The organism is Kitasatospora purpeofusca, assembly GCF_042691725.1.
GTDB lineage: Bacteria > Actinomycetota > Actinomycetes > Streptomycetales > Streptomycetaceae > Kitasatospora > Kitasatospora purpeofusca_B.
Genome location: NZ_CP170483.1, coordinates 2,858,424 through 2,875,540, shown reverse-complemented (window position 1 = coordinate 2,875,540; position 17,117 = coordinate 2,858,424). Strand labels below are relative to the sequence as shown.

General features: G+C 71.7%; 15 protein-coding genes. 8 read left to right on the top strand and 7 right to left on the bottom strand.

Going from position 1 to position 17,117, the window contains the following annotated elements:
* Positions 1-61: 61 nt before the first annotated feature.
* Positions 62-973 (bottom strand): phosphatase PAP2 family protein, encoded by a 912-nt coding sequence (locus tag ACFCLZ_RS11945; protein WP_380284865.1) that lies wholly within the window; start codon positions 971-973, stop codon positions 62-64.
* A gap of 946 nt (positions 974-1,919) precedes the next feature.
* On the opposite strand from ACFCLZ_RS11945, the gene ACFCLZ_RS11940 reads away from it, so the two are divergent.
* Both ACFCLZ_RS11940 and ACFCLZ_RS11935 read left to right on the top strand, forming a co-directional pair.
* Positions 1,920-4,256: a M4 family metallopeptidase gene (locus ACFCLZ_RS11940; protein WP_380284864.1), complete on the top strand. Its 2,337-nt coding sequence runs from the start codon at positions 1,920-1,922 to the stop codon at positions 4,254-4,256.
* A 208-nt stretch (positions 4,257-4,464) separates the two neighbouring features.
* Positions 4,465-6,186, top strand: a complete 1,722-nt coding sequence (locus ACFCLZ_RS11935) for a carbohydrate-binding module family 20 domain-containing protein (RefSeq protein ID WP_380284863.1) — start codon at positions 4,465-4,467, stop codon at positions 6,184-6,186.
* Between the two features lie 2 nt (positions 6,187-6,188).
* Here the strand turns inward: ACFCLZ_RS11935 and ACFCLZ_RS11930 are convergent, their stop codons facing one another.
* Genes ACFCLZ_RS11930 through ACFCLZ_RS11920 form a run of 3 tightly spaced genes read right to left on the bottom strand, consistent with a single transcriptional unit; the run spans position 6,189 to position 8,588 of the window.
* Positions 6,189-6,935 carry an SDR family oxidoreductase gene (locus ACFCLZ_RS11930; protein ID WP_380284862.1) on the bottom strand — a complete coding sequence of 249 codons (747 nt, stop codon included), beginning with the start codon at positions 6,933-6,935 and terminating at the stop codon, positions 6,189-6,191.
* A gap of 29 nt (positions 6,936-6,964) precedes the next feature.
* On the bottom strand, positions 6,965-7,324 hold the full coding sequence (locus ACFCLZ_RS11925; protein WP_380284861.1) for a hypothetical protein: 360 nt from the start codon (positions 7,322-7,324) through the stop codon (positions 6,965-6,967).
* 16 nt (positions 7,325-7,340) lie between these two features.
* Positions 7,341-8,588 carry a helix-turn-helix transcriptional regulator gene (locus tag ACFCLZ_RS11920; protein WP_380284860.1) on the bottom strand — a complete coding sequence of 416 codons (1,248 nt, stop codon included), beginning with the start codon at positions 8,586-8,588 and terminating at the stop codon, positions 7,341-7,343.
* Between the two features lie 233 nt (positions 8,589-8,821).
* Here ACFCLZ_RS11920 and ACFCLZ_RS11915 point away from each other — a divergent pair, with 233 nt between their 5' ends.
* The 3 genes from ACFCLZ_RS11915 (at position 8,822) to ACFCLZ_RS11905 (ending at position 11,678) form a co-directional block, all read left to right on the top strand.
* A complete protein-coding gene (locus ACFCLZ_RS11915; RefSeq protein WP_380284859.1) occupies positions 8,822-8,995 on the top strand; it encodes a hypothetical protein in 174 nt (57 codons plus the stop codon).
* On the top strand, positions 8,992-10,155 hold the full coding sequence (locus ACFCLZ_RS11910; protein ID WP_380284858.1) for a methyltransferase: 1,164 nt from the start codon (positions 8,992-8,994) through the stop codon (positions 10,153-10,155). Before ACFCLZ_RS11915 ends, ACFCLZ_RS11910 begins: the two co-directional genes overlap by 4 nt.
* Before the next feature lie 428 nt (positions 10,156-10,583).
* On the top strand, positions 10,584-11,678 hold the full coding sequence (locus ACFCLZ_RS11905; RefSeq protein WP_380284857.1) for an alpha/beta hydrolase: 1,095 nt from the start codon (positions 10,584-10,586) through the stop codon (positions 11,676-11,678).
* A gap of 19 nt (positions 11,679-11,697) precedes the next feature.
* Here ACFCLZ_RS11905 and ACFCLZ_RS11900 read toward each other — a convergent pair whose 3' ends face one another.
* A complete protein-coding gene (locus tag ACFCLZ_RS11900) occupies positions 11,698-12,543 on the bottom strand; it encodes a hypothetical protein (RefSeq protein ID WP_380284856.1) in 846 nt (281 codons plus the stop codon).
* A gap of 36 nt (positions 12,544-12,579) precedes the next feature.
* Positions 12,580-13,113: a SigE family RNA polymerase sigma factor gene (locus ACFCLZ_RS11895; RefSeq protein ID WP_380284855.1), complete on the bottom strand. Its 534-nt coding sequence runs from the start codon at positions 13,111-13,113 to the stop codon at positions 12,580-12,582.
* Between the two features lie 254 nt (positions 13,114-13,367).
* On the opposite strand from ACFCLZ_RS11895, the gene ACFCLZ_RS11890 reads away from it, so the two are divergent.
* A complete protein-coding gene (locus ACFCLZ_RS11890) occupies positions 13,368-14,132 on the top strand; it encodes a hemerythrin domain-containing protein (RefSeq protein WP_380284854.1) in 765 nt (254 codons plus the stop codon).
* 74 nt (positions 14,133-14,206) lie between these two features.
* On the opposite strand, the gene ACFCLZ_RS11885 is transcribed toward ACFCLZ_RS11890, so the two are convergent.
* Positions 14,207-15,736, bottom strand: coding sequence for an FAD-dependent monooxygenase (locus ACFCLZ_RS11885; RefSeq protein WP_380284853.1), 1,530 nt, complete (start codon positions 15,734-15,736; stop codon positions 14,207-14,209).
* Positions 15,737-15,845: 109 nt separating this feature from the next.
* Between ACFCLZ_RS11885 and ACFCLZ_RS11880 the strand changes: the two genes are divergently transcribed.
* Together ACFCLZ_RS11880 and ACFCLZ_RS11875 are read left to right on the top strand one after the other, a co-directional pair.
* The gene (locus ACFCLZ_RS11880; RefSeq protein ID WP_380284852.1) at positions 15,846-16,502 is read left to right on the top strand and encodes a TetR/AcrR family transcriptional regulator C-terminal domain-containing protein; all 657 of its coding nucleotides are present in this window, start codon (positions 15,846-15,848) and stop codon (positions 16,500-16,502) included.
* Positions 16,503-16,618: 116 nt separating this feature from the next.
* Complete coding sequence (locus ACFCLZ_RS11875) at positions 16,619-17,056, top strand: hypothetical protein (RefSeq protein WP_380284851.1); 438 nt, start codon at positions 16,619-16,621, stop codon at positions 17,054-17,056.
* Positions 17,057-17,117: the final 61 nt, after the last annotated feature.

Genomic DNA, 17,117 nt, shown 5'->3' with positions numbered 1-17,117 from the left:
CCCGGTGGTGTCCGGGGCCCCTCTGCTCGTCTCTGTCCGTGTCTGTTCGTCCGTGCGGTCGCTAGCGCCGTGCGCTGCTCACCGCGGGTTCGCTCCACTGTTCGGGCACGACCACCGGCTCGGCCGGCTTCTCCTCCCGGGCCGGCACCTGCGGGAGCCGGTAGACCCAGGAGTGGTAGAACCAGCGGGCGGCGAGGAAGCCCACCAGCAGGCACAGCTCGCCGCCGACGGCGTCCATCCAGAAGTGGTTGGCGGTCGCGACGATCACCACCAGGGTGGCCGCCGGGTAGAGCAGGCCGAGCACCCGGACCCAGGTCCGGCGGGCCAGGAAGAAGATGGTCAGACCGCACCACATCGACCAGCCGATGTGCATCGAGGGCATCGCGGCGAACTGGTTGGAGACGTGGGTGGCCGGGCCGGAGGCCATCGAGCCCCAGGTGCTGTGGGTCTTCACGGTGTCGATGAAGCCGCCGTCGGTCATCAGCCGGGGCGGCGCCAGCGGGAAGAAGTAGAAGCCGACCAGCGCGATCGCGGTGGTGACGAACAGCACGGTGCGCACCGCGACGTAGCGGCCCGGGTGCCGGCGGTAGAGCCAGACCAGGACACCGATGGTCACGACGAAGTGCAGCGTCGCGTAGTAGTAGTTCATCCCGGTGATCAGCCAGCCGACGCTGTCGATCGAGTGGTTGATCGAGCGCTCGACGGCGATGCCGAGCGAGTGTTCGAGATCCCAGATCCAGCCGGCGTGCTTCTGCGCCACCGACTCCTGCTCGGGGACGGCGTTGCGGACCAGCGAGTAGATCCAGTAGCTGAGGCCGATCAGTGCCAGCTCGAACCAGATCCTCGGCCGGGCCGGCGAACGGCGCTGCTCGCGGACACGCGCGCGCAGGGTGGCGGTCCGGGTCTGGGCGGCACGGGTGGCTCCGTCGGGCATGCGGCCGCCGTTCTGCTGAATCTCGGTCGGTTCCCCCATGGACGAGAAGTCTGCCAGACGTTCCGTAGCCGTCCGCTCATCCTCCGGAAGTGGATTCTTCACCGGCTGTCCCCCTTGAGAGGTAGGGGGTGGCTCCCACCGGGGGAGAGGGTGCGATCGGGTCTGGTGCGGACCGGTGGGACGGGCATACGTCCCATTGTCATGCCGGGGGGCCAGGGTGGCGCAATCGGGGGTGGGCAAGCAGCAGGGAGCGGCCGTCGTCCCTGCTCGAAACCGTTTTCTGCATCTTTCTGAAACATATTGCGGGCCGCCGGCGTCTCGGCAACCCCTCGGCAACCTCTCGGCAACCCGACCGCCCTCACCCCCGCAACGGCATCGACCCGGCCGACAAGGGCCGGCCACCTGCTGCCGCAGACCGTTCCCCACCGGGCCCCGTGCCGTCTCCGGCGGTTCGGGGTCCGGACCGTTTCACGGTGCTTCCGGTTCCATTCAATGTATGGAGTTGTCCGAAAACCTCCCGTGGCACGGCCGGAAAGGTGACGTGCCGCGCCCGTCCGGCGCTGTCGGCCGCCGTTCGGGCCGGGCGCTGGTCCTGAGCGCTGGTCAGTGCCCGCCGGGGGTGACCAAACCTTTTCGGCGAGAATGAAAACGATCTTCGGAAGTTCTTACCGTCGTAACACTGCTGACGCCCTGACGGATGTACGGGCCGGTAGCTAATCGGCCAATCCATGGCATGCATCTGTCATTAACGGCTCGTTTGCTGCCACGATTCCTCCGGCTGCAGACGAGGGGACCCCACCTCCCGGTGCAGCTGTCCGAGGTGAGGAACGGCGCGTCCCCTGCCGGAAAACCGCTCGACCACCTTGTTCTCCGCAACCGCACCCGCGCCGCGTATCGGCGGCGGGGGCCCCCACTGAGTCGCAACCCCGCGGCCAGGTTCTCTCCACCGCCCGCGAACCCCGCGGCGGTCGGAAAAGGAGTCCGCATGTCCCGTTACGCCCACGCCCGGAAGGCAGCGGTTGTCATGGCCGCAACCACCGCGCTGCTGGTGACCGGCATCCCGGTCATCGCGCAGGCGGTCACCCCTGACGCGCCGGCGGCCGTCGCCGCGCAGCAGGCGAGCCGGGCCGAGCTGATCGCCTCCGCGAACCAGCAGACCGTCGGCATCGCCCAGACCCTGGGCCTGACCGGCGACGAGAAGCTGGTCACCAAGGACGTCGTCCAGGATGCCAACGGCGCCCGCCACCTGCGCTACGAGCGCACCTACGCCGGCCTGCCGGTGCTCGGCGGCGACCTGATCGTCCACCAGGACGCCACCGGCGCCACCACGGGCGTGACCAAGGCCAGCGAGGCCGTGCTGAGCGGCGTCAACACCACGCCGAAGCTCGCCGCGCCGAAGGCCCAGGAGGCCGCGCTGGCCGCCGAGGCCGGCTCCGCGCTCGACACCGCCCCGCGCCTGGTCGTCTGGGCCGCCGACGGCACCCCGAAGCTCGCCTGGGAGACCGTCGTCTCCGGCAAGGAGTCGGACGGCACCCCGAGCCGGCTGCACGTGGTCACCGACGCCGCCACCGGCGCCGTGCTGAACAAGGCCGAGGGCATCAAGACCGGCACCGGCACCGGCGTCTTCGTCGGCACCGTGCCGCTGACCACCACCCAGAGCGGGTCCAACTACCAGCTCAAGGACGGCACCCGCGGCGGTCAGTACACCACCAACATGAACCACGGCACGTCCGGCAACGGCACGCTGTACAGCAAGACCAGCGACACCTGGGGCAACGGCCAGGCCAGCAACGGCGAGTCCGCGGCCGTCGACGCCCAGTACGGCGCCGCCGCCACCTGGGACTTCTACAAGAACACCTTCGGCCGCAGCGGCATCCGCAACGACGGCGTCGGCGCCTTCAGCCGGGTCCACTACGACACCGGCTACGTCAACGCCTTCTGGGACGACAGCTGCTTCTGCATGACCTACGGTGACGGCTCCGGTGACACCCACCCGCTGACCGAGCTGGACGTGGCCGGGCACGAGATGAGCCACGGCGTCACCTCCGCCACCGCCAACCTCAACTACTCCGGCGAGTCCGGCGGCCTCAACGAGGCCACCTCGGACATCTTCGGCAACGCGGTCGAGTTCTACGCCAACCTGCCGAAGGACAACCCGGACTACCTGGTCGGCGAGCTCATCGACATCAACGGCAACGGCACGCCGCTGCGCTACATGGACAAGCCCTCCAAGGACGGCCGCTCGGCCGACTCCTGGTACTCCGGCGTCGGCAACCTGGACGTGCACTACTCGTCCGGCGTCGCCAACCACCTCTTCTACCTGCTGGCCGAGGGCAGCGGCGCCAAGGTGATCAACGGCGTCAGCTACAACAGCCCGACCGTCAACAACATCACCGTCACCGGCATCGGCCGGGACAAGGCGCTGCAGGTCTGGTACAAGGCGCTGACCACGTACATGACCTCCACCACCAACTACGCCGCGGCCCGCACCGCGACGGAGAACGCCGCCAAGGACCTCTACGGGGCGGGCAGCCCCGAGGTGATCGCGGTCGGCACCGCGTGGGCCGCCGTCAACGTCGGCACCCTGCCGCCGGACCCGGGCGGCGTCACCGTCACCAACCCGGGCAACCAGAGCACCAAGGCCGGCACCGCGGTGAACCTGTCCGTCAAGGCGAACGGCGGCACCGGCGCGCTGACCTACTCGGCCACCGGCCTGCCGGCCGGCCTGTCGATCAACGCCTCCACCGGCGTGATCAGCGGCACCCCGACCACCATCGGCAACTCCAACGTCACCGTGACCGCCAAGGACTCGGCGGGCAAGACCGGGACCACCGGCTTCACCTGGGCGGTCACCGACCCCAACAGCAGCTGCACCCCGGCGCAGCTGCTCGGCAACGCGGGCTTCGAGACGGGTACGGCCGCGCCGTGGACCGCCTCCAGTGGTGTGGTCGACAGCTCGTCCTCGCAGGCGCCGCACGGCGGTTCGTGGAAGGCGTGGCTGAACGGCTACGGGTCGACGCACAGTGACACGCTGTCCCAGTCGGTGAGCATCCCGGCGGGCTGCAGGGCGACGCTGAGCTTCTACCTGCACATCGACACCGGTGAGTCCGGCACGACGGCGTACGACAAGCTGTCGGTCCAGGTCAACGGCACCACGCTGAAGACCTACTCGAACGTCGACGCGGCCGCCGGCTACCAGCTGCGGACCTTCGACCTGTCGGCCTACGCGGGCCAGACGGTGACCCTCAAGTTCACCGGCACCGAGGACGTCTCGCTGCAGACCAGCTTCGTGATCGACGACACCTCCATCGCGACCAGCTGACCCGGCGCCGGTGAAGCCGGCGGAAACCAGGTGAGACAGGGGCAGGGCCCGGCGGGTGCGACCGCCGGGCCCTGTGTCGTGCGCGGGGTATTGACGGTCCCCGGCCGGGCCTCTAGGTTCAGCGCTGCAAGTTTCTGAAAGGTTTCAGCAAGCCTTCACGCGTGGACCCCGGACTTCCCCCACCCGGCCACCCCCCACAGGAGACAACGTGGTCACCACCGCCCGCGCAGTCGGCGCGCTCACCGCCTCGGCGGCCCTCGCGCTCTCCCTCACCGCCGCCTTCGGCGCCGCCCCCGCCGCCCAGGCCGCCCCGCCCGGCGCCGGCAAGGACGTGACGGCGACGCTCTTCGAGTGGCGCTTCGACTCGGTCGCCAAGGCCTGCACCGACACCCTCGGCCCCAAGGGCTACGGCTTCGTCGAGGTCTCGCCGCTCCAGGAGCACATCCAGGGCGGCCAGTGGTGGACCTCCTACCAGCCCGTCAGCTACAAGATAGCCGGGCGCCTCGGCGACCGGACGGCCTTCAAACGCATGATCGACACCTGCCACGCGGCCGGCGTCAAGGTGATCGCCGACTCGGTGATCAACCACATGTCCGCGGGCTCCGGCACCGGCACCGGCGGCACCGTGTACGGCAAGTACAGCTACCCCGGCTCCTACCAGGACGGGGACTTCCACTCCTGCCGGACGGCGATCAGCAACTACAACGACCGCTCGAACGTGCAGAACTGCGAGCTGGTCGACCTCTCCGACCTGGACACCGGCAGCGGCTACGTCCAGCAGACCGTCGCCCGCTACCTCGACGACCTGGCCTCGCTCGGCGTCGACGGCTACCGGATCGACGCCGCCAAGCACATCGCCGCCACCGACCTCGCCGCCATCAAGGCCAAGACGGCCAACCCCCAGGCCTACTGGGTGCAGGAGGTCATCTACGGCGCCGGCGAGCCGATCCAGCCCGCCGAGTACACCGGCACCGGCGACGTCGACGAGTTCCGCTCCGGCACCTGGCTGAAGAGCGCCTTCCAGGGCGGCAGGCTCGCCGACCTGTCCGGCTGGGGGAGCGGCCTGCTGCCCACCGGCAAGGCCCGTACCTTCGTCGACAACTGGGACACCGAGCGCAACGGCTCCACGCTCACCTACAAGGACGGCTCCCCGTACACCCTGGCCAACGTCTTCATGCTGGCCCACCCGTACGGCGCGCCCAACGTCCACTCCGGCTACGCCTTCACCGGCCACGACGACGGCCCGCCGAACGGCGGCACCGTCAACGCCTGCTACCAGGACGGCTGGAACTGCACCCACGCCTGGCGGCAGGTGGCCAACATGGTCGGCTTCCGCAACGCGGTGGCCGGCACCGCGCTCACCGACTGGTGGTCCAACGGCGCCAACGCGATCGCCTTCGGCCGCGGAAGCAAGGGCTTCGTGGCGATCAACCGGGAGAGCGGCCCGGTCACCCAGACCTTCCGGACCTCGCTGCCGGCCGGCTCCTACTGCGACGTCCAGCACGGCGACCCGGCGTCCGGCGGCTGCACCGGCCCGTCCTACACGGTCGGCGCGGACGGCCGGTTCACCGCCACCGTCGGCGCGGGCGACGCCGTCGCGCTGTACGTCGGCGCGCCCGGCGGCGGCCCGGCGGTGACCGGCGGCGCGTCCTTCGCCGTCAACGCGACCACCGTCTACGGGCAGAACATCTACGTGGTCGGTAACACCGCGGCTCTCGGTAACTGGAACACGGCCGGGGCGCTGCCGCTCTCCTCGGCGGCCTACCCGGTCTGGAAGGCGGACGTGACGATGCCCGCCGGTACGGCCTTCGAGTACAAGTACATCCGCAAGGACGCCTCGGGCGCGGTCACCTGGGAGTCCGGCGCCAACCGGACCGCGACCGTGCCGGCCTCGGGCAAGGTCGCCTTGAACGACACCTGGCGCCCGTAGGATCAACCGCGGCCGATGTACGGCATGGCGCTCGCCATCACCGTCGCGAACTGCACATTGGCCTCCAGCGGAAGCTCGGCCATGTGCCGCACCGTGCGGGCCACGTCGGCGACGTCCATGGTCGGCTCCACCGCGACCCGCCCGTCCGCCTGCGGCACACCGCTGCTCATCGCGGCCGTCATCTCGGTGGCGGCGTTGCCGATGTCGATCTGCCCACAGGCGATCCGGTACGGACGGCCGTCCAAAGAGAGCGACTTGGTCAGCCCGGTGACGGCGTGCTTGGTCGCGGTGTACGCGGCCGAGCGCGGCCGCGGGGCGTGCGCGGAGATCGACCCGTTGTTGATGATCCGCCCGCCCTGCGGCCGCTGCGCCCGCATCTGCCGGAACGCGGCGCGGGCGCAGAGGAAGGTGCCGGTGAGGTTGAGGTCGACCACCGCCCTCCACGCGTCGACGTCCAACTCGTCCACGGTGGCCGCGGGGCCGAACGTCCCGGCGTTGTTGAACAGCAGGTCCACCCGCCCGAACCGCTCGACGGCGGCCCCGAACAGCGCGTCCACGGCGACCGGATCCGTGACATCGGTCGGCACCACGAGGGCGTTCTTGTTGCCACTCAGCCGTGCGGTCTCCGCCAACGCCTCCTCCCGCCGCCCGGCCAGCACCACCCGCCATCCCCCAGCGGCGAGTTCACGCGCGACAGCCCGCCCGATCCCACTCCCGGCCCCGGTGACGACGGCGACGCGTTCCAACATGGCGGGCTCCTCGGTTCGGCGCTGCGGACTCAGACGGACTGCTCGATCCGCTCGAAGATGTCAGCGTCGGTTTCCTGCTGCCAGCCGGGAAGTTCGGCCCAGTCCGCCACATAGGACGACTTCGGCTCCGGGATGTGCTTGTGGATCTGCGCGATCCAGCAGAGCGCGACGAAACGGCCCTTCTGCTCGCGCGTCAGCTTGGCCGTGGTGCCCGCACTCACCTGGACGAAGTCCCGCACCTGCCCGAACACGGCCGCGGCCGACTGCCGTTCCCACTCCGGGGTGTCCTCCCACGGCGTGATGTATCCGGGCTTCGGCTCACCGGGGAAGTGCTTCTTCACGCCCGCGATCCAAGCCTCTCGGAAGAGCCGCCCGCCATCGTCCGTCATTCTTGCTCCCTGATCATTAGGTCGTGCCGGACAGCGCCGCGATCCGCCGGCGCAGCTCCGACACTCGGCCATCCGCAGCCGCTGGCGCAAGACTGTCCCGGACCGCTTCCAGTTTCCTCCCGATGTACCCGGAGCCGGTCTGCCCTGCGAGGTCGATCGCGGCGGCGCTGTACTCCACCACCTGATCGATGTCCCGCCGTTGCGCGCCGAGGACGGCGAGCTCCGCGAGGACCGCGCCCCGCCGCCGAGGCGACAGCTCCTGCCGGAGCGCGGCCGTCAACGACGGCTCCGCGAGATCCGGGCGACCCAGAGCGAGGTAGCACGTCCCGCGTTCCTCAGCCAGCCGTGACCCGTCGAACCGAAGCCACCCGCCGTTCTGGACCGTTCCGCCGAGAGCGTGCACCTGGTCCGCCGTATCCAACGCCCGCATGCAGCCGTCGAGATCGCCGAGTCCCGCGTACGCTTCGGCCTGCACTGCGGCGATCCAGTACCAGGTCGACAGTTCGCCGTCACCACGCCGAGCCACCAGCGCCGCCGCCGACAGTATCGGCGCCGCGGTGGTGAAGCGCTTTTCGTACAGCTCGACGAAGGCGTGCCGAGTCATCGCGCACGCCCACAGGTCGAACGCTCCGGCCTGCCGCGCGGCGTTGGCCGCCAACGTGTAGCTGTGGGCGGCGTCGGTGTACCTGTTCGCGTCGAAGAAGATCTCACCGACGAGCTGGTAGAGATCACCCGCAAGGGTGCAGAGCACACGGTGTTCGGCTGCGTCCCGGGTAGTCGCCAGTGCTTTGACCAGCGAACCGAGCTGATGCCGGACCAGCGGGTACGCCGCCTGCTTGGTCTCGGTGAGACCGAAGACCTTCCAGAGGTGGGCGTTCACCTCGGCGCCGGACTCGGCCGGCCGCCCCGACAGGGCGTTCTGAGCCAGAGCGTCGGTCGGCGGCAGAGCGACCAACGTCGCGGTGACCGTCAACAGGCTCAGGAAGTCGCGACGCTTCATGTCATCGGCCTCGCCTGTGGTCGGAGGATCCTCGGGGCCCGCCTCGGCGGCGTGTGTCGACGGCGACGGCGCCAGAAGAACATCCAGCTCGGCCGGAGTGACCTGGAGGAGCCGGGCGACTTTGGGCCTTTGATAGGGCTGCGGCGTTGTCTCGCCGCGCTCCCACCTCACGATGGTCGAGGTGGCGACCTGGAGCTGTTCGGCGAACTTCTCCTGACTGTAGCCCAGTTCCCTGCGACGCTGCGACAGCCGTAACCGCTTCATCCGGACGTTCTCCGAGGTCGGAGCCGACAGTGCGCCGATTATGCCTGGTTTCTGCGTTGCCGATGCTCTGGGCTACCGCAACTGTCCTGCCATTCACTGGGTTTGCCTCACTGAGCAAGAACCCAGGAGCAGAGAGCATGACCACGCCCATCGAAAAGCCGCAGACCCCGGGGCCGCCGGACCCCGGTCCGATCCCGACCGGTACCAGCAGCGACCAGTAGGAGGAGATTCGCATGGCATGGGGAACCGGTAAGGGCGGCAGCGGAGGCCAGTCCGGCGGTGGGCAGGGCGGTGGCTCCGGCAGCAATGACGGAGGCACGGGCAAGCACGCCGGCAACAAGGACCCGGGCACCAGTAAGCCGAGCCCTGACACCCAGAAGTCCGATACGGGCGGCAAGCACGCGTGACCGCCAACCAGCACCGGCCGGAGCAGGCCGCCACGTGCGGCCTGCTCCGGGCTGTCAGCGTCGACCTCGGCCACTCTGTGGCCCCCGAGTGGCAGGACGCAGCTCGGGCCGTCCCCCGCCACCACTTCCTGCCCGAGCGCGTCTGGTTGCTCGACGGTGACGGGTACAGCCCCTGCGATCTCCGGAGCGAGCCGGAGCGCTGGTACGAAGCCGCTTATGCCAACGCGCCGGTGGTCACGCAGGTCAACGACGGCCGACTCCCCGAGGACGAACCCTGGCCGTCGTCGTCGGCCTCGGCGCCGTCGGTCGTGTTCCGCATGCTCGAAGAACTGGCGGTTGAGGACGGCATGAAGGTCCTGGAGATCGGCACCGGGACCGGTTGGAACGCGGGACTGCTCGCCCACCGGTTGGGGGACGGCCAGGTGTCCAGTATCGAGGTGGACCCCGAGGTGGCCGATTCCGCCCGCACCCACCTCAGCACGGCCGGCCGGTACCCGGAAGTCGTCTGCGGCGACGGGAGCCTGGGCTGGGGCATCCGCGCCCCGTACGATCGGCTTCTGGCCACCTGCTCAGTGCGCCGAGTACCCAGTGCGTGGCTGAGGCAGACCAGGCCGGGCGGGCTGATCCTCACCCCATGGGACAACCCCTGGATCTGCTGGGGCCTGGTTCGTCTGGAGGTTTCCGGTGGCACTGCGGAAGGGAGGTTCAGCCCGCACAGTGCGTTCATGCTGATGCGTGGCCAGCGCGTGGACCTTCGCATCTTCCGTGACGTGGTGCGTGATGAGCACGTACCGGTCGAGTCCTTGTCAGCACTCGACCCGGAAGTGGTGACCGGCGAGCCGGTCGCGGCGTTCGCCGTGGGCATGTGGCTCGCCGATGTCTGGCGCGCCTGGCAGGACGAACCGGTCGACGGGGTCGTCCGCCGGCTATGGGTGGCCACCACCGACGCGACGTCCTGGGCGGCCGTCGACGTATCCGGCAACGGCGGGTTTGCCGTCTACCAACACGGCAGTCGGCGTCTGTGGGATGAGGTGGAGGCCGCTCACCGGTGGTGGCTGAGCAATGGCCGCCCCGGCCCGGCGCGATTCGGCCTGACGGTTGCCGCCGACGGCAGCCATCGGGTGTGGTTGGACGATCCCGGCAACGCTTGGACGTTCTGAGAAGAACAACCTGCGGGCGAGGGCGCCAACGGTTCGCCGAGTTCGAGGGCGGCGCTTTGCTCCGAATGGCGAGCCAGGCGTCCTCTGGGGGGGTGCGCGGTACCCCGGGCGCGCCCCGCCAGCGCTGCAAGCCCGGCAGCTCGGATGGCCCCCCGTCGATCGGCGGGGGAGGGGGCCCCGCCGGTTGGGAGGGGTGGTGGGGGGCTTTACCCGATCGGGAACAAACATTGGATAGGTGCTGGCCAACGCGCAACCGGGGCGCGGTGGGCCACGTCATAGGATCGCAGGACGGCGTGCCCCCGCGAGGGTGGTGCGCAGCCTCCCGGGGGTCTCGCAGACAGCCGCGCCCCGGGCTTGTCCGGCCCCACCCGGGGGCCACCGCCCGGCTCCGTGGGAGCGGGCGCGACACTGGTCGGAGAGTTCTCACCGTGCAGCCGCAGTCCTCCCGTTTCCGCGCCGTGCTGACCGGCGCCACCGTCCTCACCCTGGCCGCCGCGCTGGCGGCCTGCGGCAGCGCGGACGGCGGGAACGCAGGGAAGTCGGGGGACGCGGCGAAGGGCGGCACCGCCTCGGCGGGGGCCGGCGGCTCCTCGTCCGCGCCCGGGTCCCCGGCGGCGGGGTCGAGCTCGTCCGCGGCCGCCCCGGCCACGACCGCGCCGCCCGCGCCGCCCGCGCCGTCCGGCAAGGTGCTGATGCCCACCGGCCCGCAGGCCGCGTTCAGCAAGGCCAGGGACACCGCCGCCGGCCAGATCACCATGACCACGCTGACCGGTCCGAAGTCCGGGGTCACCGGCAAGGTCTGGGTCTGGCTCCCGCCGGAGTACAACGACCCCAAGTACGCGAAGACCGGCTTCCCGGTGCTCACCCTGTACGCGGGCGGGCAGAGCGCCGGCTACAACACCTGGACCGACAACCAGCTGCCGATCCAGGAGCTCGACGCCGACCTCGCCAAGCAGGGCAAGGCGCACCCGTTCATCATGATCATGCCGGTGCAGAACCTGGACTCCAACGAGGCCAAGGCCCTGGAGTGCGCCGACATCCCGGGCCAGCCCAAGATGGGCACCTGGATGGCCGAGGACATCCCCGACTTCGTCCGCGCCAACTTCCGCACCGTGAAGGGCCGCGACGGCTGGGGCCTGATGGGCGCCTCCACCGGCGCGTTCTGCAGCGCCAAGCTGGCCCTCCAGCACCCGGACAAGTTCAAGGCCGCCGTCCCGATCGACGGCTACTTCAACCCCGACTCGCCGCTCTGGAAGGGCTACGACAGCGAGCGCCAGGCCAACAGCCCCGACCTGCTGGTCGCCCAGGGCAAGGCCGACGTGCGGATGCTGGCCACCGCTGGCGGCGCCAACGGGTACGAGATGAAGCTGGTCAAGGCCTGGGTCGCCAAGGCCGCGCCGCCGCTCACCGTCGAGTACTGGGAGCAGCCCGGCGGGAAGCACCTGACCAGCGACTTCAAGAAGATGATCCCGGACACCCTGCAGTGGCTCAGCAAGAACCTCGCGGGGCCGCAGAGCGACTGACGGGGGCGGGCCGGCGGGCTCAGCGGACCGCCGAGTCCCGCCAGCCCTCGTCGACCGCCCGGACGAACCCGGGCGTCGCGGCGAGGTCCCGCACCGCCTCCAACGGCACGGTGGTGTGGACGCCGGCGACCGGGGCCGAGTCGAAGCTCAGCGTGAACTTCCGCCCCTGCGCGGTGATGAGCCGGATCCAGACCGACGTCGGCCGGTCGCGGTGGCCCGGGTGCAGGACCCACGCCACTGCGCCGTCGGGCAGCGGCACGGTGAGGCAGTCGGCGCCGTCGGGGTCCGCCGTCCCGCCGTTCGGGAGCGTCCGGGCGGCGCAGGGCGATTGCCGCTCGTCGGGGGAGGTGGCGGGTCCCTCGAACTCCCGCATGAACCTGACCCGGCCGGCGTCCGGGCGCTGCATCGTGAACTCGCGGGAGCTCGGGTTCTCGTCGATCCCGGTGATGCCCGGCAACGGGTGGTCGCGCAGGAACCGGAGCAGATCGGCGTGGCCGACGGCGTCGAGCCGCCGGTCGGCGGCCTGCGGGTCCTCGGCGCTCGGTGTGTCCGCCGTGCTTGGCGTGCCCGGCGTGCTCGGGGTGACGGCGGTGGACGGGGCCGGGCCGGTGGTCGGGGCCGCGGCCGGGGCGCCGGGTCCGGAGCGGCCGGTCACCGCGACCCCTGCCGTGGCGACCGCCGTCACCGCGACCGCCGCCGCCGTCACGGCCACCAGGCGCCGCCGCCGCCGCAGCCGGCCGCCGGCCCGCTTCACCTGCGGACCCACCGCCGGTACGGCGGGCTCCGGCTGCTCCAGCACCGTGCGGAACAGCGCGCCCACCTGCTCGGCGCCGAACTCCCGGTCCTCCCGGTCCTCCTGGCCCATGGCCCTCCCTCTCCTCGTCAGCTCGCGGTGGTCGGGTCAGCCCGCGGCGATCTCGTGCACCGAGTCACCGAGGATCGCCCGCAGTTGGGTCAGGCCACGGTTGGTCGCGGACTTCACCGCGCCGGAGCTCTGCCGCAGTGCCGCCGCCGTCGACTCGATCGACTGGTCCTCCCAGAACCGCAGCACCAGCACCGCCCGGTAGGCCGGGCTGACCCGGGCCAGCGCCGTGAGCAACGCCAGCCGCCGCTCCGGGTCGGCCTGCGGCCCGGCCGCCCGCCCGCCGTTGCGGCCGTCCTCCACGAGCAGGGCCGGCTCCGGCGCGGTCAGCTCGTGCGAGCCCCGCCGCCGTCGGGTGTCGATGTAGGCGCGGACCAGCGTCGTCCGGGCGTAGCCGTACGCCGCCTCCGGTTCGCGCAGCCGCGGCCAGCGGGCGTAGAGCTTCACCAGCGTGGTCTGCACGAGGTCCTCGGCGAGGTGCCAGTCGCCGCAGAGCAGGTACCCGGTGCGGCGCAGCGCGGCGTACCGGCCCGCGACGAACTCGTCGAACGTCCGCTCCTGATCCGGTGACATCCGGCGCCTCGCTGTTCCTCGTCGGCTCCCCGGTGCGGCGTGTGACGCACCCTCGTCCTGATACACGGGACGGGCGCGGCGAAATGTTGCGCCGCGTTCGCCGGCCCGCCCGCCGGAACCGGCCGAACGGCCGCTGAGCTGCACGTCAATCGGACATTGATTCGCCTCTGATGTTCTCCCACCACTGTGGTGGGAGAGCCAGCCCGCCGGTTGTGCCAGGTCGAGCCAAGCTGTCCGAGCGTGAAAAGAGTGCCATGCCCAGCCACCTGCTGCCCGTAGCGTCCCCGGCCTCGCCGGCCGTGCCCGCCCAGGGCGCTCCCACGCACGAGCGCGTCGCCGACGAGGAACCGCAGGCCGTCCGTTTCGCCGGACTGCGGCTGGTGCACTCCGCCCTGCGCCGGGACCTCGCCAGACTGCCCAACGCGCTGCGCCTGCTGCAGCCCGGCGAGGACGAGAAGGGCGCCGCGCTGCTGCGGCACTGGACCTTCGTCACCGCCATGCTGACCTGTCACCACGAGCAGCAGGACACCCGGATCTGGCCGATCGTGCGCCGGTTCGCGCCCGAGCTGCGGCTGTTGCTGAACTGGTTGGAGTCGGACCACCACAACCTCGACCACTCGTTCACCCGGGTCACCACCCTGGTCCGGATCGCCAGCCGGGACACCGGCTCGGTCTGGCCGGTGGCCTACGCCATCGAGGACCTGGCGGCCCGGCTGGAGACCCACCTGCGGATCGAGGAGCGCCAGCTGCTGCCGCGGATGGAGGGGGTCTTCGCGGACAACTCGCGGGTCGGCAGCCTGCCCGAACTGTTGGACGTGCTGCACTCGGCCGAGGGACCGGGCAGCCCGGACGCGCTCGCCTGGCTGCTGGACGGCGTCGAGCCGGCGGTGGTCGAGCGGCTGCTCGCGGACTGCGACGACCTGGTGGCCCGGCACTGGCCGCACTGGCAGGCCACCTACCAGCGGTGCACGGCGCCGCTGTGGGGGGCGCCCGGGGCGTGGGAGGCGCCGGTCGACTGAGCGACGCGCCTTCTCGCGGGCGTTGATCTACGCGCGTGGCAAATGCCGTTGGCGTATGCCATGAGCCTGCGGGGTCAGCGCAGGCCGAACCGGGCCAGGTATCCCGGCAGGTCGGCCGGGTCGTAGGTGGCCAGGCCCAGGTAGCCGTCCGGCCGGACGACGAACAGGCCCTGCCCGTACGCCCGCTCCACGACGCCGCCGTCGACGCGGTGCCCGCGCACCCCGGCGGGCAGCCGCGGCAGGGCGCGGCCGATCGCGAGCACGGTGACCTGCGGGCCGCGCAGCAGCTCGAAGAGTCGGCGCCCGGCCAGGGCGTTCGCCGGCGCGCCGTCCAGCCCGGCGCCGTCCAGCGGGGCGTCGGGTGCGCGCTCGCCGGCCCGCAGCGCGTCCTCGGGCAGGCCGGGGCGCGCCTCCACGGTCAGCGGGCCGTCCTCGTAGCCCAGCCCGAGCTGCTCGGTGCGCGGGCCGCGCCGCAGCCCGCCGGCCCGGACCCCGCCCGCGCGGTGCAGCCGGGTGGAGATCTCCAGCACCTCGGCGGCGATCGGCAGGCGCTCCTGCTCGTAGCTGTCCAGCAGTGCCTCGTCGGCGTCGTGCCGCAGCACCTGGCCGAGCTTCCAGCCCAGGTTGTAGGCGTCCTGGACGCTGGTGTTGAGGCCCTGGCCGCCGGCCGGGGAGTGGATGTGCGCCGCGTCGCCGGCCAGGAAGACCCGGCCCTCCCGGAACCGCTCGGCGAGCGCCGCGCGCGGCCGGAAGTCGGACGCCCAGTGCACGGCGCCGACTGCGGACTCCGGCAGGTGGGTGCGGGCGGCGACGGTCCGCCGGACGCCCTCCGCCGAGGTGTCGGGCTGCGCCGGGTCGCTCCCGTCGGGGGCGTCGTCGCTCGCCGCGCCGAACCGGGCGAACAGCTGGAACGCGGTGGTGCCCGGCAGCGGGCAGAGCAGCAGCGGACCGCCGGGCGCCTTCGGCCAGACGTGCCAGTTCTCGCGGTCCAGGCCGTCGATCTCGACGTCGGCGACCAGGGCGGGCCGCGGGTCGACCTGCTCGCCCGCCATCGGGATGCCGACCGCCCTGCGGACGGTGGAGCGGCCGCCGTCGGCGGCGACCAGGTAGCGGGCGGTGACCGTGCGCCCGGTGCCGTCGGGCCCGGTCAGCCGGGCCTCGACCCGGTCGGGGTGCTGGTCCAGGCCGCTCAGCGCGGTGCCGAAGGCGACCTCGCCGCCGAGCTCGCGCAGCCGTTCGTGCAGCAGCTCCTGGGTGCGCCACTGCGGGATCATCCAGACCGCCGGGAACGGCACGGTCGGGTCCGGCTCGGCGTGCCCGACGAGGTCCCACTCGCCCTGCCGCTCGCCGTTCTCCCAGTTCAGCATGCGCGGGTAGGGGCGGCCGGCGGCGTGGACGGCGGCGAGCAGGCCGAGGTCCTCGAAGACCTCCTGGGTGCGGGGCTGGAGGCCCTTGCCGCGCGAGCCGGGGAACAGCGCCGGGGCCTGCTCGACCAACAGTGCGGACACCCCGCGCCGGGCCAGGTCGCAGGCGAGGGTCAGTCCGGTCGGCCCGGCGCCGACGATGAGCACATCGGTCCGGTTCCGGTTCTGGGCGTGCGCCATCGCACACTCTCCTTAACGTTGTTAAGTGGTGGACGTCCAGAAGCATCGGCTTAACGGTGTTAAATTGTCAATGCCGGAACGACAGCAGCCACCCGGAGGGACGTGCGACATGCCGCCGAAGCTGGACCGCGCCCAGGTGGTCGACACCGCCCTGCGCCTGCTCGACGAGACCGGGCTGGACGGGCTCACGCTGCGCCGGATCGCCGCCGAGCTGGACGTCAAGGCCCCCGCCCTGTACTGGCACTTCGCCAACAAGCAGGCGCTGCTCGACGAGATGGCCACCGAGATGCTGCGCCGGATGTCCGCCGGGTCGCCCGCCGTACCGGAGAGCTGGCGGGAGGCCGTCGCCGGCACCTGCCGCGCTCTGCGCGCCGCGCTGCTCGGCTACCGGGACGGCGCCAAGGTCTTCAGCGGCACCCGGCTCACCGACTCCGGCCACACCGAGCGGCAGCACGCCCTGCTCGCCGTGTTCGGCCGGGCGGGCTTCGAACTCGGCGACGCCGTCCTGGCCTTCACCACCGCGTACGCGTTCACCATCGGCTTCGTGATCGAGGAGCAGGCCGTCCACCCGGTGCCGGGGGAGCGGGCGCCCGGCTACGACCCGGACCGGCGGGCCGCCGACATCGACCCCGGGCACGCCCTCGCCGCCGCGGCGAGCCGGGAACTCTTCGACGACTTCGAGCAGCGTTTCGAGCGCGGTCTGGCGATCGTGCTGGCCGGCATCGAGGCCTCGCTGCCGGTCTCGTCAACTCCTGTCAACCCCTAGGGGTTTACCCCTCCGGCCCGGGGGTGGCGGCGGCCCTCGGCCTCCGGGGCGGGCCAGGGGCCGGGTACCGCCGCGGGCCGATGCCCGACGGTCGGCGCCCGCCTACCGTCGGTGCCATGACCAGCGCGCCCACCGCCCGCCACCAGGACCATCACCCGACCCCGCCTCCGACCCGTCGCCCCGGTCCGCGGCCCGGCCGCCGCCGGGCGCCCGCCGTCCGTTCGGCCGCCCTCGCGGTCGGTGCCGCGCTGCTGCTCGGCGCCGGGCTCACCGCCTGCAAGGGCGGCGTCTCGCTCTGCCTCGACGACAACAGCTGCACCGTCGCCGTCCGCACCGAGACCGCCGACTCCACGCACGCCGTCGAGGTCTTCGGCGGGGACAAGACCCTCAAGCTGACCGTCGGCCGGATCACCGACACCACGGCCGAGGTCAAGCTCGGCGACGAGACCAAGACCCTGACCGAGGACACCGCGACCGTCATCGGCGCCGCGACGATCACCCTGCACCACGCGAACGCGCGCGAGCACACCGCCGAACTCCACGTCGTCCGCTGACCCCGTCCGGGCCGCCTGCCTGGGCCGCCTGCCCGAGCCGCCTGCCCGGGCAGGCGGCCGC

Excerpts from the sequence above, each read along its gene's own strand:
- ACFCLZ_RS11940 (WP_380284864.1), top strand. The coding sequence starts at position 1,920 with ATGTCCCGTTACGCCCACGCCCGGAAGGCAGCGGTTGTCATGGCCGCA.
- ACFCLZ_RS11900 (WP_380284856.1), bottom strand. The coding sequence starts at position 12,543 with ATGGGCCAGGAGGACCGGGAGGACCGGGAGTTCGGCGCCGAGCAGGTG.
- ACFCLZ_RS11885 (WP_380284853.1), bottom strand. The coding sequence starts at position 15,736 with ATGGCGCACGCCCAGAACCGGAACCGGACCGATGTGCTCATCGTCGGC.
- ACFCLZ_RS11875 (WP_380284851.1), top strand. The coding sequence starts at position 16,619 with ATGACCAGCGCGCCCACCGCCCGCCACCAGGACCATCACCCGACCCCG.
- ACFCLZ_RS11930 (WP_380284862.1), bottom strand. The coding sequence starts at position 6,935 with ATGTTGGAACGCGTCGCCGTCGTCACCGGGGCCGGGAGTGGGATCGGG.
- ACFCLZ_RS11890 (WP_380284854.1), top strand. The coding sequence starts at position 13,368 with ATGCCCAGCCACCTGCTGCCCGTAGCGTCCCCGGCCTCGCCGGCCGTG.
- ACFCLZ_RS11895 (WP_380284855.1), bottom strand. The coding sequence starts at position 13,113 with ATGTCACCGGATCAGGAGCGGACGTTCGACGAGTTCGTCGCGGGCCGG.
- ACFCLZ_RS11920 (WP_380284860.1), bottom strand. The coding sequence starts at position 8,588 with ATGAAGCGGTTACGGCTGTCGCAGCGTCGCAGGGAACTGGGCTACAGT.
- ACFCLZ_RS11915 (WP_380284859.1), top strand. The coding sequence starts at position 8,822 with ATGGCATGGGGAACCGGTAAGGGCGGCAGCGGAGGCCAGTCCGGCGGT.
- ACFCLZ_RS11925 (WP_380284861.1), bottom strand. The coding sequence starts at position 7,324 with ATGACGGACGATGGCGGGCGGCTCTTCCGAGAGGCTTGGATCGCGGGC.
- ACFCLZ_RS11945 (WP_380284865.1), bottom strand. The coding sequence starts at position 973 with ATGGGGGAACCGACCGAGATTCAGCAGAACGGCGGCCGCATGCCCGAC.
- ACFCLZ_RS11880 (WP_380284852.1), top strand. The coding sequence starts at position 15,846 with ATGCCGCCGAAGCTGGACCGCGCCCAGGTGGTCGACACCGCCCTGCGC.